General features: G+C 38.7%; 17 protein-coding genes. 13 read left to right on the forward strand and 4 right to left on the reverse strand.

Annotation, left to right across the window (positions count from 1 at the left end; genetic code table 11):
- Nucleotides 1-108 precede the first annotated feature (108 nt).
- From aroQ to proC, 10 genes are all read left to right on the forward strand, one after another.
- Nucleotides 109-576, forward strand: coding sequence for a type II 3-dehydroquinate dehydratase (gene aroQ, locus EV07_RS01815; RefSeq protein WP_036918109.1), 468 nt, complete (start codon nt 109-111; stop codon nt 574-576).
- The gene (gene miaE, locus EV07_RS01820) at nt 563-1,177 is read left to right on the forward strand and encodes a tRNA-(ms[2]io[6]A)-hydroxylase (RefSeq protein WP_036916851.1); all 615 of its coding nucleotides are present in this window, start codon (nt 563-565) and stop codon (nt 1,175-1,177) included. Before aroQ ends, miaE begins: the two co-directional genes overlap by 14 nt.
- A gap of 15 nt (nt 1,178-1,192) precedes the next feature.
- On the forward strand, nt 1,193-1,936 hold the full coding sequence (gene cobI / locus EV07_RS01825; protein ID WP_052043785.1) for a precorrin-2 C(20)-methyltransferase: 744 nt from the start codon (nt 1,193-1,195) through the stop codon (nt 1,934-1,936).
- Between the two features lie 107 nt (nt 1,937-2,043).
- Nucleotides 2,044-2,505, forward strand: a complete 462-nt coding sequence (locus tag EV07_RS01830) for a DUF1823 family protein (protein ID WP_036916852.1) — start codon at nt 2,044-2,046, stop codon at nt 2,503-2,505.
- Between the two features lie 146 nt (nt 2,506-2,651).
- Nucleotides 2,652-4,019 carry a ribosome biogenesis GTPase Der gene (gene der / locus EV07_RS01835; protein ID WP_036916854.1) on the forward strand — a complete coding sequence of 456 codons (1,368 nt, stop codon included), beginning with the start codon at nt 2,652-2,654 and terminating at the stop codon, nt 4,017-4,019.
- A gap of 2 nt (nt 4,020-4,021) precedes the next feature.
- Complete coding sequence (locus EV07_RS01840; protein ID WP_036916856.1) at nt 4,022-4,933, forward strand: energy-coupling factor transporter transmembrane component T family protein; 912 nt, start codon at nt 4,022-4,024, stop codon at nt 4,931-4,933.
- A gap of 136 nt (nt 4,934-5,069) precedes the next feature.
- Entirely contained in the window at nt 5,070-5,342 is a 273-nt protein-coding gene (locus tag EV07_RS01845) for a PipX family protein (RefSeq protein WP_036916857.1), read from the forward strand.
- Between the two features lie 18 nt (nt 5,343-5,360).
- Nucleotides 5,361-5,993 (forward strand): YggS family pyridoxal phosphate-dependent enzyme, encoded by a 633-nt coding sequence (locus EV07_RS01850; protein ID WP_036916859.1) that lies wholly within the window; start codon nt 5,361-5,363, stop codon nt 5,991-5,993.
- 171 nt (nt 5,994-6,164) lie between these two features.
- The gene (locus tag EV07_RS01855; RefSeq protein WP_036916860.1) at nt 6,165-6,740 is read left to right on the forward strand and encodes a cell division protein SepF; all 576 of its coding nucleotides are present in this window, start codon (nt 6,165-6,167) and stop codon (nt 6,738-6,740) included.
- Between the two features lie 7 nt (nt 6,741-6,747).
- Nucleotides 6,748-7,572 carry a pyrroline-5-carboxylate reductase gene (gene proC / locus EV07_RS01860; protein WP_072013305.1) on the forward strand — a complete coding sequence of 275 codons (825 nt, stop codon included), beginning with the start codon at nt 6,748-6,750 and terminating at the stop codon, nt 7,570-7,572.
- Between the two features lie 13 nt (nt 7,573-7,585).
- On the opposite strand, the gene EV07_RS01865 is transcribed toward proC, so the two are convergent.
- The 4 genes from EV07_RS01865 to hpf form a co-directional block, all read right to left on the reverse strand.
- A complete protein-coding gene (locus EV07_RS01865; RefSeq protein WP_036916864.1) occupies nt 7,586-8,746 on the reverse strand; it encodes a glycosyltransferase family 4 protein in 1,161 nt (386 codons plus the stop codon).
- Between the two features lie 85 nt (nt 8,747-8,831).
- Entirely contained in the window at nt 8,832-9,602 is a 771-nt protein-coding gene (recO, locus tag EV07_RS01870; protein ID WP_036916865.1) for a DNA repair protein RecO, read from the reverse strand.
- Nucleotides 9,592-10,287, reverse strand: a complete 696-nt coding sequence (deoC, locus tag EV07_RS01875) for a deoxyribose-phosphate aldolase (RefSeq protein WP_036916868.1) — start codon at nt 10,285-10,287, stop codon at nt 9,592-9,594. The genes recO and deoC overlap by 11 nt, the downstream gene beginning before the upstream one ends.
- Nucleotides 10,287-10,874, reverse strand: a complete 588-nt coding sequence (gene hpf, locus EV07_RS01880) for a ribosome hibernation-promoting factor, HPF/YfiA family (RefSeq protein WP_036918113.1) — start codon at nt 10,872-10,874, stop codon at nt 10,287-10,289. The genes deoC and hpf overlap by 1 nt, the downstream gene beginning before the upstream one ends.
- A gap of 27 nt (nt 10,875-10,901) precedes the next feature.
- Between hpf and lipB the strand changes: the two genes are divergently transcribed.
- From lipB to EV07_RS01895, 3 genes are all read left to right on the forward strand, one after another.
- Nucleotides 10,902-11,579, forward strand: coding sequence for a lipoyl(octanoyl) transferase LipB (gene lipB, locus EV07_RS01885; RefSeq protein ID WP_036916871.1), 678 nt, complete (start codon nt 10,902-10,904; stop codon nt 11,577-11,579).
- A 74-nt stretch (nt 11,580-11,653) separates the two neighbouring features.
- A complete protein-coding gene (locus tag EV07_RS01890; protein ID WP_241433976.1) occupies nt 11,654-13,639 on the forward strand; it encodes an AMP-binding protein in 1,986 nt (661 codons plus the stop codon).
- A 69-nt stretch (nt 13,640-13,708) separates the two neighbouring features.
- Entirely contained in the window at nt 13,709-14,152 is a 444-nt protein-coding gene (locus EV07_RS01895) for a YlqD family protein (protein ID WP_036916874.1), read from the forward strand.
- Nucleotides 14,153-14,161: the final 9 nt, after the last annotated feature.

Raw genomic sequence — 14,161 nt, forward strand, 5'->3', positions numbered from 1 at the left:
CTAACCACTCAAGGACATTACCAGTTAAAGCGACTTAATTTCTCGAATATGTTGGGCGTTTGATTCTTAGTCGATACGATTTGTGTAGTACTAGTACTAAAAGCGTTGATTCATTTTTTGCTTATCAATGGACCAAACCTTAACCTTCTAGGGAAAAGGGAGCCTTCGATTTATGGTCCAGATACCCTTCAGTCGATAGAGTCTGAACTTCAAAAGAAAGCTCAGCAAGAAGGGATAGATTTAGAAAGCTTTCAGAGTAATTCTGAAGGTGAGTTAGTTGATCGAATCCAGAAGGCTATTGGAAAAGTAGATGCGATTATGATCAATGCAGGGGCTTATACTCATACTTCGGTTGCTTTGAGAGATGCATTGTTAAGTGCAGAAATTCCTTATGTGGAATTGCATTTAAGCAATACTTATGCAAGAGAATCTTTTCGGCAGAAATCATTATTAGCTGATCGAGCGATTGGAATAATTAGTGGTTTTGGGGCCATGAGTTACCAATTGGCATTTGAAGGGATGCTGGATTTTCTGAAGAGAACAAAAACAAGTATTAAAAGCAATGAAACTAATTAGATCGCCAGAAAAGACTTCTTCAAAGATCAAGTGGCTTATTAATCCCTCTAATATCAGTTGGGTTCGACAAGCTGTTTCTCACCCTATAGAAGTTTTAATAGATCATGCGAATTGTGAAAGGAAAGCAGCTGGTGCGGCTATTCAGATGATGTTTAGATATTTATGTGAGCCAGGTTTAGCTGAAGTTTTAAGTCCATTAGCAAGAGAAGAACTGGAGCATTTTGAAAGGGTTATTCATATCTTGCATGCTAGGGGCAGATATTTAGAGCCCTTGCCAGCGCCACCTTATGGAGGCATCTTGGCAAGGAGCGTTAGGAAAGAAGAGCCTTATAGAATGCTGGATAGCTTTCTTGTCTCCGGTTTGATTGAAGCAAGGAGTCATGAAAGGATGAATTTGCTTGCATTACATAGCCCAGATTCTGAGTTGAGAGATTTATACAGCGAATTACTTCAAAGTGAGGCCAGACACTTCTGTCTTTATTGGAACTTGTCTGTGGAGCGTTTCGATAAATCAGTGGTAATTGCTAGATTAAGTGAATTAGCAGAAATTGAATCAAATATTCTATCTGTTCTGCATCCTGAGCCAAGAATGCATAGTTAGAGATGATTTTTTGTAATGCCATTTAAAAATCATCTAAATTTTCAGTCAGGCTTGACTTTTGTGGGTGTAGGACCTGGTGATCCCTCCCTTATGACCATTGCAGCGGTTGAAGCGATTAATAATGCAAGTTTAGTTGCTTATCCAGTAACAAAAATAGGTGAAAAAAGTATCGCTGGTGAAATCGCATCTGAATTAATTAAAGAAAAAAAATGCCTCCCAATTGTTTTCCCAATGGTTCAAGAAGATGAGCTCTTACAATCTGCATGGGAGGAAGCTAGCTTTAAATTAGCTGAGGAAGTTAGGAATGGAGAGCAGGTTGCATTGCTTTGCCAAGGTGACCCATCTTTATATGCTACGAGTGCTTATGTATTGAATTTAGTCAAATTAAAATACCCTTTTTGCTCTGTAAAAGTAATCCCTGGTGTTTCCTCCTTTAATGCTGCTGCTGCGATTGCAAAAGTTCCATTATCATTGCAAAAAGAACAGCTTTTAGTATGCCCAGCCCCAGATATAGTAATAGATTTGGAAATGCTATTAGATGATGTTATTAATTCTAAGAAAGTACTTGTATTGATTAAATTAGGGAAAAGATGGCTATGGGTTAGAAAAGTTTTGCAAGAAAAAGGCTTGTTGTCTAATAGTGTATTTGCACAAAGAGTAGGTTTCTCTGATCAAGTAATTCTTAATGCTCAGGAAATCTCTATTGAGGATGCTAATTATTTTTCGTTGTTAATTGTTAGAAAAGGCTGCGCTTTTTAGTATTTGGTTCAGATTCAAGTGGTCATCATTAATTCTTAAGTTGCTTCTTTTTAGACTATTTTCATTATTCACAAACGTCGATTTCCTTATAAGAAATCATTTCAATCATGAATGATTTATGGCCACTTAGCAGAGAATTGTATTTAACAATCCTTTCAGATAGAATTAGCGATTCTTTTGTTTGTAAATTGATTTGGGAAAGGCTAGATTACAAGCCTTCCAGTGATGAATTGGAACGTTTTTATGCAGGTCCAAACACTCCTCTTTATTGGAGTGAAAAGTTTCCAGAAGCCCCTCAGGTGATAGCTAGAAGATCAGCTTCTATTCATTTAACTCGATCAATACCAAGAGAGTACAAGCAATCGTTGAAAAATTGCTTGGGTTTCAAAGGATACAAGGTTGAAGATTTGTACCCAAGGAGAACACGAAGAGCTACTGCTGTTAATTGGCTTTTAGCATGGAGCTTGCTAAGAAATGATGAATTGATTCATGAAGGTCCGTTACCTCCTTTGAGTGCTATCCCTGAGAACCCAATATCTGGTCATCCTGGCGACCCTAAGATCGAATGAATTTTTTGCCTTAAAAATGAAATTTATAGTGCATTATTAAAAAACTATTTTCAAGTAATTAAGTTTCCTTTGCTTTCCTCTCCTCAAAAGTTGGTTAATTTCTCTATTCATAAGTATTGTCAATAAAGAATTATGTTTAGGAGAAAATGGCGAAGCCTATTGTCGCCATAATTGGACGGCCTAATGTTGGCAAGTCAACTTTGGCTAATAGGTTATGCCGAAGTAGAGATGCAATAGTTCATGATCAACCAGGTGTTACTAGAGATCGTAGCTATCAAGATGGTTTTTGGGCAGATAGAGAATTTAAAGTAGTCGATACAGGTGGATTGGTTTTTGATGATGAGACTGAGTTCTTGCCTGAGATTAGAGAACAAGTGAATTTGGCTCTTTCAGAAGCTGCTATTGCTTTAGTTATAGTTGATGGTCAAGAGGGCCTTACGGCTTCAGATGAGGCGATAGCTGCGTGGCTTAGAAGTTATAAATGTAAAACCCTTTTAGCTGTTAATAAATGCGAATCGCCTGACCTTGGCCTGGCTATGGCCGGCGAATTTTGGAGATTAGGACTCGGTCAGCCTTATCCTGTTTCAGCTATTCATGGTGCTGGTACTGGCGAATTGTTGGACAGCTTGATTTCTTTACTGCCACTTCATGATTTGACTCAAGCTGAAGATGAGCCTATAGAGCTAGCAATTATAGGGAGACCAAATGTAGGCAAGTCAAGTCTGCTAAATGCAATATGCGGTGAGAATAGAGCAATAGTAAGTTCGGTTCGAGGTACTACGCGTGACACCATAGATACATCCTTATATAAAGAAGGCAGAAATTGGAAGTTATTAGATACGGCCGGTATCCGTAGACGTAAGAGTGTTAACTATGGTCCTGAATATTTTGGAATTAACCGTAGCTTTAAAGCGATTGGTAGAAGTGACATTTGCCTTTTGGTTATTGATGCATTAGATGGCGTGACAGAGCAAGATCAACGTCTTGCTGGAAGGATTGAGGAAGAAGGACGCGCGTGCTTGATAGTTGTAAACAAATGGGATGCGGTTGAGAAAGATACTTACACATTGCCATTAATGGAAAAAGAGCTGCGTTCCAAGTTGTATTTTTTGGATTGGGCACAGATGTTATTTACTTCTGCTCTTACTGGCCAAAGAGTAACCTCTATATTTCATCTTGCTTCTTTAGCAGTGGAGCAACATAGACGGAGAGTTTCAACCTCAGTTGTTAATGAGGTGGTTTCTGAAGCTTTGAGTTGGCGTAGTCCTCCTACTAGTCGAGGTGGGCGGCAGGGACGCCTTTATTACGCAACTCAAGTTGCAAGCTCTCCCCCTACATTTACACTTTTTGTAAATCAACCTAAGCTTTTTGGAGATTCTTATAGAAGATATCTAGAACGGCAATTACGAGAGGGGCTAGGTTTCGAAGGAACTCCTTTGAAGCTTTTTTGGAGAGGGAAGCAGCAAAGAGAAGTTGAAAAAGATTTGAGGCGCCAAGAAAAGTTAAATTCATAAGTATGGATCTTTTAAGAAATTTTCCTATTGGTCAATATGTATCGGGTAGGTCAGGTTGGTTAAGGAGCCTTGATCCAAGGTTGAAATTTGCATGGGTTTTGATGTTTTTAATTTCACCGGTCCTTGCCGGTTCTTCTTGGAGAATAGGATTATTGGCAGCGCTTTTGCTGATTACTTTTTGTGGTGCCTTACCTACAAGAATCGTCTGGAGGTCACTCTTTTTCTTAGGTCTCCTATCATCCTTTTTTGGCCTATTGGCCATTTTACTACCAACAAATCAAGCAGCTTTAGAGTTAACAGTTAGATCATCCCAAGAACTTCCTAATGCAATTGCATTAGGAAGTTCTTGGGATGTAATTAGTATTGGTCCAATAGCTATTTGGAAAATATCTTTAGGTCCATTTGCAATTGATAGGTCTTCAGCTGAATTAGGTATTAAGACTTCAACATTGATTTTTACTGTTGTGCATAGCGTTAATTTGATGCTTCTAACAACTTCCCCGGAAGATTTAATGTGGACTCTGAGATGGTATTTAAGGCCAATTGGCTTTGTAGGCTTTCCTCTAGACAGAATAAGTTTTCAATTGCTCCTTGCATTTCGCTTTATTCCTTTAGTCCAAGAAGAGTTTCAGAATTTAATAAGATCTATTGTAAATAGAGCGGTAGATTTTAGAAAACTTGGATTTAAAAAATCTATTGGATTAGTTCTTTCTATAGGCGAAAGACTACTAGTTAACATTTTATTAAGAGCAGAGCAAGGTGCAGATGCTCTGCTAATAAGAAATGGTGGTATTCTTTTAAGCCCAGCTTTATTTAAGCCTAAGAACCTTATTCGTAAAAGAACTGCTTTTTTAAACCTAATTTCCTTGTTTGGACTCCTTCTAAGTATATTATTACGTAAAAAATATGGATAGTTGTGAGACTTTTAAACTTGAAGGTGAGTTTTTAATCTGTTTGGAGAAGCATTTTATTTATTGATATCAAAAATCATTTAGATTTTTCTCAAGTTGCAAGTATCCTAGATGAACGAAATAACTTTCTAATTAAAAATTGAGCTCTACTTCTGAGTCTTATCTCAATCATCCTACTTTTGGGATGCTTTATTTAGTTGCTCCTGCTGGAGAAGGTAGAGATATATATGCAACTTTATATGCGCAGAAGATGTTTTTTTTAGTAACCTTGCAGGCAAGAGGGGCTGAGTTTGAAGTGATTCCATATATGGATGCCCGCCATTATGCAGATTTAAATGTGTCTCGTTGCAGAAAGAATAGATCTCCAGACTTAGAAGTTTGGCAGACGTTGTTTAAGCAGACTTTCCTTTAGGTGGCTCTCTAGCTTTTAATGAATCTCACAGAGTTTCGCGATAAGTTGCCTAGTGGGGTGAATTTACTTGCTGTTAGCAAGGGACAATCTGTTAGTGCTATTAAATGGCTTGCTTCTCAGGGGCAAGTTGATTTTGGAGAAAGTAGAGTCCAAGAGGCTCTCCCAAAAGTGGAGATGTTAGATGATTTGAAAGAGATTAATTGGCATTTTATTGGAAGCTTGCAAGCAAATAAAGTTCGTCAAGTGGTCAAAAATTTTAATGTAATACATTCTGTTGATTCCTTGAAATTAGCCAAACGCATTTCAAGAATTGCCGGAGAGGAACATAAGGTTCCTAGAGTCATGGCTCAAATTAAATTAAGACAGGACCCAACTAAATTTGGTTTTAGCTCTAATGAGCTTTTGGATGTCTTTGAAGAATTTGTTCAATTACCCAATATCAATTTATTAGGAGTAATGACGATTGCTCCCCTTAATCTTGATCGAACAGAGAGAAAGATCCTTTTCAGGGAATGCAGACTTTTAGCAGATAAATTGAAGTTGCAAGATTGTTCAATGGGGATGAGTAGAGATTGGGAAGATGCTGTGGACGCAGGCGCCACTTGGATTAGGTTAGGCACTTTCTTGTTTGGTGATAGGCATAGGGTTTGAGCTCAATTGCGGCGAGATATAAATAAAAGCAATTAAAAACCTTGCCCCTACCTGTAAATAACGTTATTTAGGTAATTAAGGATAGATTTCTTCCTTTTAAAGGTCTAATAACCTGATTAAAACCAGGCATTAACCTAAACAGCCCAAAATCATTCAGAGAGGAATTAGCTGGTGTCACTTATTTCACGTCTTAGAGCAGTTGTTGCTGGTGACGACTATTTAGATGGTGATTTTGATGAGCTCGACTATGATGCTGGCGAAGATTTTGATTCGAGCAATCAAGGAGGAAGGTATTCAAGTGGTTTAGCACCTCTTTCAGATTCCAATCCTTTCAACAATAGAGGTGCTTCTTCTAAAGTTGTTGGCATGCCGGGGATATCAACAGCGACGGCAGAAGTTAGTCTTATGGAGCCAAGAAGTTTTGATGAAATGCCTAAAGCAATACAGGCTTTAAGAGAAAGAAAAACTGTTATCTTGAATTTAACCATGATGGAGCCAGATCAGGCTCAAAGGGCAGTTGATTTTGTTGCTGGAGGAACTTTTGCGATTGATGGTCATCAAGAACGAGTAGGCGAAAGTATTTTCCTTTTCGCACCAAGTTGTGTTGCGGTTACAAATTCATTTGAAGAAGAACCTTCTCCTTCCAATGTGAATGACAAGGAGCATGAATCTTCTTCAGTAGACACCGTAAGCGCTCCAGAACCTGCTTGGGGTGCTTCTACTTCTATAGCAGCGACAGCGATTTAAGATTCACGTGTCTTTGTCGCTAGCGGTAATTGGATTAGGGCGAATGGCTCAAGTTATTCTTACAAGTTTGTTGGAAAAGGGTGCTTTTAAACCACAAGAAGTATTAGGTGTTGTTGGTCAGCCTGGAACAGTAAGTAGGGTATTAGAGCATTTCCCAAATGATTTGGAAGTTGTTGATTCCCATAATCCAAAAGCAGATTTGGTATGGGATTCACCAGTAAAAATCTTGGCAGTTAAGCCTCAACAATTAACCCAAATCCATGAAAAGGTTTCTTCTAGGTGCGACTCCATTCGAGGAGAGAAACCTTTGTTGATTTCAATTTTGGCTGGAGTAAAGTTGGAGAGATTGCAAGTATTGTTCCCGTCCCATGCATGTGTGAGAGCAGTGCCTAATGCGCCAGCACTTGTAGGTGCAGGCCTGACTGGTCTTTCATGGGGAAAAGAAGTTTCTTCTGAGCAGAAACAAATAGTTAAGGGCCTTTTTGAGCCAGTTAGTGAAATATGTGAGTTGCCTGAGGATCAATTGGACGCTTTCCTGGCATTGACTTCTTCTGGTCCAGCATACTTAGCACTGATATCAGAAGCATTGGCTGATGGTGCTGTAGCAGCAGGTTTGCCTAGGGATCTGGCGGATAATTTAACTCACTCAACTCTTGAAGGAACTGCTTTGTTGCTAAAACAAAAGGGATTGCACCCTGGGCAATTAAAAGACATGGTCGCTTCACCTGCAGGCACCACTATCAGAGCCATTAGGCATCTAGAGAAAGAGGGAGTTCGTTCGGCTCTTATTGAGGCTGTTGTGCTTGCTGCTCAAAAGAGCAGAGAAATGTGAGATAAATCCTTCTCTAGTGAAGTAGCTTGTTATATAGATTCTCTAGAGAATCTATGTTTTTTTTCAGAGTATATTGATTTAAAACTCTTTGTCTTGCTCTTAACCCAAGCTCTGAAGTGAAAAATGGGTTATCTCTCATAACTGGTAAAAGAGTTTTTAATTGTGAGGTAACACTTTCTGTGCTGATGGTAATACCTGCTCCTTCTTTGAGAACTTCCCCATCAGCTCCAGCATCAGTCGCTATACATGCGGTTCCTGTTGCCATTGCTTCTAATAAGGCTAAAGATAATCCTTCTACTAGGCTTGGAAGAATAAAAACCTCTGTGCATTGCAATAGAGCTACTTTCGTTTTGAGATCAGATTCATATCCCCACCAATTGATTTTACAATCAGAAGTTGATAAGAAGTTATTTTCTAGGGTTGGCCTTAGAGGGCCATCCCCGACAATGACAAGTTGGCAGCCTTTCATATTAACTGCTTTCCATGCCTTTAACAGGGCTTCTACATTTTTCTCTGCGGCAATTCGTCCCATATAAAGAAAAGTTCTTTTTCCACCGAGTCTTTTTTGTACTTCTATTTGTTCATGATTGGTAGATTGCTCAGCATTGGGTTGCCAAAGATCTGCATCTATACCATTAGGTATAATCTCTAGTCGGTTCTCTTTAACGCCTAATTTTGTAAGCACTTCTGCTTGTGAGTCTGAGAAGACAATTACTTTGTTATATCTTGATAGTGAAGGTGCATACAGTTGATATGTAAGTTGCTGGGTGCTAGCAGAAAGACTTCTGATCTTTGAATCAAAGGGTGGGTGAAATGTTGCTAATAGCGGCAAATCCATTTGATTGCATAAATCAGGCAATCTAAAATCAAGTGGAGAAAGAGTAAGACTTGCGTGCACAATATTGGGTTTTAATCTCTCCAAAGATTCTCTCAGTTCACGTTGTGCTCTTGGGGAAGGGATTGTATAAACCTGAGATTTAATTAGATATGGAAGACTTACGTCGGGATCATTTGCTAAGAGGGATGTTTTCGAAAAGTCAGAGTCAGTTGGGTTGTCAAAGTGAATAAAGCTTGTTTGATACCCTCTTTTTTTAAGTGCTTTGGTAGTAGTTAAGCCATAACTGACATTTCCACAAAAAGGAGATTTTTTGCCAAGCCAGGCTATGTGTGCCACCTAGTTTTTTTGATGAACTTCTTGAAAGCTAGCAGGTGATTAAGCAATCTTCTAAGAGTTATTGCGTGGCACCAAAATATTTTGCTTAAGTTAGAGTTGCTTTTAGCATGGTTAATGCATTTAGCTTTTTATTAAGATGTGCTCCTATCCAAATTTCAACAACCTTAAGTAATTTTATCCAAACTGAAAAAGGTCCAAGAAGCTCTCCGTTTTTTTTAAGTGGTAAAGGAGCATTCACTAAACGTTGTAGCAGAGCGAGTTCAGATGCATTTAATATAATTCCTTCATTAATGATTGTGCCAATAGCAAAACCTTCATTAGCAATTAGAGTGCAACTCCATTCCCAATTACCTATGGGAGGGATTAGATCTTGGCCACTTTTGCAACATGTATGAATAGGCAAGCCATATCCTCCAAGTGCTAGTAAATGAATACAAGATTGTACACAATTGGCCAAAACTTCTAATGGGGCAATATCTTTTTTTTGGAGACGTTCTAGATGAATTAAGATTGCTTCAAGTATTTCAGGTTGAGGATCATTAGTCCCTACTAGTAATATTGATAACTCAGACAAGGATTGTGCGGTAGCAAGGGTTTCTAATTGCTCTCCTAGCATGCTGAAGCTTTTAAGAATTTTGATTTGCCTTGCTTTAAGCAGGCTGCCTTTACCTCCAACTTGTAGCTCAAGAAAAGTCAAGGGTGAAGTAGCAGCAAGTCGACTTTTAGGTCGTCTTGCACCAGGAATAGCAATACGAATAATTCCTTCTTCATAGCTCAAAACTGTTAGCAATCGATCATTCTCACCTAGAGGACCTACTTTTAATGCAAGACCAGTGATTTTTTTGTCACGAGTCATATGGTTTCCTTTTAGGCTTTGCTTCTTTTGCTATTTCTGTCCCAAATGAGGTTCCAATCGAAGTTGCTCCTGCATTAATTAGATCACAAGTCTGAAAAAGATTTTTAATTCCTCCAGCTGCTTTAATTTCGCAACGATTTTTGATTAGGTCATGTAACTCTAAAATATGGTCTTGAGTAACTGCTTTGCCAAACCCATTGCCTGTTTGAATTCCTCTCGCTCCAGCATCTATACAGGCTTCTATGGCTAACTCAAGACTCTCTTTAGGAAGTCTCATTGAGTCTAATATGACTCTGACAGGAAGACCTGTTGATGTTATTTCTGCAACCTCTTGGGCGAAATTGTCACTTTCCCCTTTGGAAAGTTTCAGGAAGTTAGGGACCATATCTAGTTCTTCTGCTCCATATTCTGCTGCCCACTCAGCCTCAGTTTTTTTTATCGATAGAGGACTATACCCAAATGGGAAATCTATAACAGCGATTAGCTTTGTCTTCTTATTATTACCAAGTCGTTTTCTTGCTGCTTCGAGCCTAATTAAATTCGTACACAATCCTGCAAAGTCAAAGTGATTGCAAGCATCGCAGATTTGATTAAGAGAATCTAAATCAAGATGTGGATCTAGTGCTGCTTGATGAATAAAGGAAGAAATATCATTGTCGCTACTTTTAATTGACTTGTTATTCATTAGCTTTTTGCCTGGATAATCCCATAGCCACCATGATTTCTTCTATAGATAACTTGTAATTGTTGAGTGGTCTTTTCTTTGAATAGATAAAAGTCATGATCAATAAGATCTAACTGATGCCTTGCTTCTTCTATGGTCATTGGGTGCATGGGGAAATATTTGCGGCGGATTCCAGGATTTGGAAGCTTAGCTTCTTTACCTTCTAGCAGTGAATGATTGACAGACTCGTCTTTTAGCACTTCTTCTGTCGTAGGGGTTACAGAGGCGCTATGTCCATGACTATGATGATGGTCACTATGCCTTTCTTTGTATCTTTTTAATTGTCTACAAAGCTTGTTTGCAACTAAATCAATGCTTGCATAAAGGTTTTGGCTGCGTTCTTGTGCTCGAATGACAGTCCCATTGGCAAAAACAGTAACTTCAGCAGTTTGTTGAGGCACTCTTGGGTTTTTTGCAACTGAGAGGTGGACATCAGCTTCTTTAACCATCTCCCCAAAGTGATGGATGGCCTTTTCTAGCTTTGACTGTGTGTACTCACGTAATGCTGGAGTTAACTCAAGATTGCGACCATGAATCAGCAATTTCATTTTTTGCTTATACATATCTAGGAAGACATGCATAATTTAGCCATAAATCATTTACCAAAAGAAAGTTTTTCTACGATTCTTTTTGAACCATTGGAATTAGTTGAATTTCAGATGGCATGGAATTGGCAGAGAGAATGGCAAAAGAGGTTCCTCTTAGACCGTTCTATAAAGCAAGCTCTATGGATGCTGCAACATGTTGAGTGTTACACCTTAGGCAGAGCTTCTAATGAGGCTAATTTGCTTTTTGATTTAAATGACCCACCCTTCGATTTATTTAGAATTGATAGGGGAGGAGAAGTAACACATCATTTGCCTGGCCAATTGGTTGTATATCTTGTTTTAGATCTCTGTCGATATAAAACTGACTTAGGTTGGTATTTAAGGCAGCTTGAAGATGTTTTGATTGATGTTTTAGATGGTTTAGGGCTTAATGGGTATCGAATTGATGGTATGACAGGTGTTTGGTGCGAAGGTAAGAAGGTTGGTTTTATTGGGATCAGTTGCCGTAGATGGATTACTCAACATGGCCTATGTCTAAATGTTGACTGCAACCTTACTGGTTTCCATAAGATTGTTCCTTGTGGTCTAAAAGGTCATCAAACAGGTCATCTTAAAGAATGGTTGCCAAATTTAAAAATGGAGAAAGTTCATTTTTTGATGAAGAAAAGCTTGAAAAAGCATTTCGGATTGTTATGGACTGATTAAAAAGAACTTTGGGAACCGATAAGAATTAATTATTGGGAAACCAATTATTCAATCTTAAAATTTGGAGTAAAAGCTTGGATTTATTAAGTAGAACTAAAGAATTAAGACCTGGTTCCAGCCAAAAATTGGCACATTCATTTTGGATTCCTACCAAAAGAGAACAAAAAGCCTTGGACGCACATCGTTATGTAAGACACCTTGATCGAGTTGATCAAATTTGGCCATGGTTAAAACAAAAACATGGAAAAATTCTTGCTGTTAATGCCCCTCATGTCGCTTGCCCAGAATCTTATACCTATGAACAGCTTGCTAATAAGATTGCCATTGCAGCATCCTCTTTTAATTCTTTAGGCATTCTTTACGGGGATGTTGTTGCATTGTTTTCAGAAAATAGCCCGAGATGGTTGATTCTTGATCAAGGGTTAATGCGCGTAGGCGCCTCAAATGCTGTAAGAGGAAGCTCGGCCCCTGTAGAAGAATTAAGATATATATTGGATGATTCTAGGTCTGCTGGTTTAATAGTTCAATCAGCACAGCTATGGGAAGACCTTGGTTTAAGCGAAGAGCAAAAAGAGAAATATAAATTTGTTTTACAAATGGAGGGAGAGCCTTTAGATGGACTTCTTGGTTGGGAAGAGTTCTTATCTATAGGTGCTAACGATCCTCATATAGGTTCTTTTGGGGATATGGCCTCTACTTCATCTAAAAATGCTATAGCAACTATTATCTATACATCTGGTACTACTGGTAAACCTAAGGGAGTGCCTTTAACTCATGCAAATTTGCTGCATCAAATTTCTTCATTGGCTTGTATCGCAAGTCCAGCACCAGGCACACCACTATTGAGCGTATTGCCTATTTGGCATTCTTATGAAAGGAGTGCAGAATATTACTTTTTTTCCTGTGCTTGTTCTCAATATTATACGACTATTAAGCATCTACGAGAAGATTTGCAGGTAGTAAAACCTGTGGTGATGGCCACTGTACCGAGACTTTGGGAGGGTATAAAGACGGGTTTTGATGATGCATTAAAAAAAATGCCTCGCTCTCGTCAATTGATTTTAAAGGCCGCACTTTTAAATAGTAGGTCATTTAAATCATCACTTAGAAAAACAAGGGATTTGTTATTAAGGAAGGTAAGCCTACCTGAAAGAATTATTGCTTTTGGGAAAGTAATAGTTCATTGGCCACTTCATATGATTTCAGCGGTTTTCTTGTGGCCTAAGGTCCTTAAGCAACTTTCTGGCGGCAGGTTGCTTTTCCCTATTAATGGAGGTGGCGCTATTGCTCCTCATGTTGATGAGTTTTTTGAGTCGTTAGGAGTGGAATTGTTAGTAGGTTATGGGCTCACAGAGACAAGCCCTGTCGTCAGTTGTAGACGTACTTGGAGGAATATTCGTGGCAGTTCAGGACTACCTTTGCCTCATACCGAGTTTCGAATTGTTGATCCTGATAATGGCAAAAGAATGAAATTTCTAGAGCAAGGTAAGGTTTTGGTAAGAGGCCCCCAGGTGATGAATGAATATTTACGGAAACCAGATGCTTCTTCTAAAGTTCTTGATCGAGAGGGGTGGTTTGATACTGGGGATATAGGGATGTTATTGAAAGATGGTTCTATAGTCCTTACAGGGCGTGCTAAGGATACGATCGTTTTAAGCAGTGGAGAGAATATTGAACCAGGTCCTTTGGAAGAACTCTTGGTAGCTAGCCCTTTAATCGATCAATTAATGATGGTTGGCCAAGATGAAAGGCAATTAGGAGCATTGTTAGTACCAAATGTTGGAAATATATTGATTTGGGCTAAAGAAAGGGATGTTTTTTTGAATGAAGATTTAGGCGGACCATTAGGTGATCTCAGATTAAGGAAACTTTTGCAAAGAGAAATAAATCAGCTGCTTTCTCAACGTAGAGGCTCTCGCCCAAACGAGAAAGTTCTTGGTGTGGCTTTAGTTAAACCATTCTCTATTGAAAATGGTTTGTTAACTCAGACACTGAAACAAAGACGAGATAAGATTGTTGAACGAGATTCCAAAGCAATCAAAGTCATTTTTGGCCGATAGTCTTTATTTACTCATTTATTTGACCTATTGCACGATGGCTGAGAATCTTGCATTAACAACAGTTTTTAAATGTCTGACGAAACCACTATTTCAATTAAGCGCTCAATCACAATTCGTGCTGTAGTTACTCCTTCTTGGAAAACTGAAGCAGAAAGTGAAATAAGCGCTGCTATTTCTACAAGTGATGAGCAATTATCACAACTAGAGAAGGAGGGACAACAAGTTGTTGATGGGTTGAGAACTCAAAGTGCAAACCCCCTTGACCCTAGAATCCAAGAGCAAGTTTCTCAAGTGCAACAACAAGTTGCTTCGAAACGTTCCGAATTAGAGGATCAGAAACGTAATTTGTTGCAACAGCAGGCGCAAGTACGAGAATTAGATATGGAAGAGATTGTTGAACAAGGCCAAATAGAAAGCTTTTGTGATCTTAAGGTTGGTGACAATTTGATCAGCAAGATGAAGGTCTCACTCCTTGTGAGAGATGGTGTTGTTGAATCTATAGATCAAGACTAAATCATTGTT

This window comes from Prochlorococcus sp. MIT 0603 (genome assembly GCF_000760215.1).
Taxonomy (GTDB): Bacteria; Cyanobacteriota; Cyanobacteriia; order PCC-6307; family Cyanobiaceae; genus Prochlorococcus_E.